Annotated in this window: 1 protein-coding gene; it reads right to left on the bottom strand. The window is 47.1% G+C overall.

Translation table 11 applies throughout. The features are described from left to right. Positions 1 to 348 (bottom strand): hypothetical protein (locus RMT89_RS41410; protein WP_315888916.1); only part of this gene is annotated, 348 nt, incomplete at its 3' end. Positions 349 to 363: the final 15 nt, after the last annotated feature.

Below are 363 nucleotides of genomic sequence, written 5' to 3'. Positions count from 1 at the left end.
GTGTCCTAGTTTCTCTGCCGACTCAAGATAAGGTAATGCTTTATCGCCGACCCCTGCCTTTTGAAGTAGGTTTGCCATGTTAAACTGGAATTGAGGATTATTACTATCCAATTCCAAACAACTTTTCTGTAGCTCAATGGCTTGAGCTGGGAAACCTAGAATAAAATGTATCCGGGCCAACGCGTCAAGAACACGGGGGTCGCTGGGATCAAATGCCTGCGCCGTTTCAAAAGCCGTTTTGGCTTGTGAGAATTCACTCGCAACTAAAAGGCAGTTTCCTAGCGCCTTCCAAGAGAAAGAATCGTTCGGATACCGCTGCACAAGGCATTCTGCTTCCTTCATAGCCACATGAGGACGATTGCC

Source organism: Streptomyces sp. P17 (genome assembly GCF_032436805.1).
In the GTDB taxonomy this organism is placed as follows: Bacteria; Actinomycetota; Actinomycetes; order Streptomycetales; family Streptomycetaceae; genus Streptomyces.
This window is presented reverse-complemented; position numbering and strand designations above follow the sequence as displayed.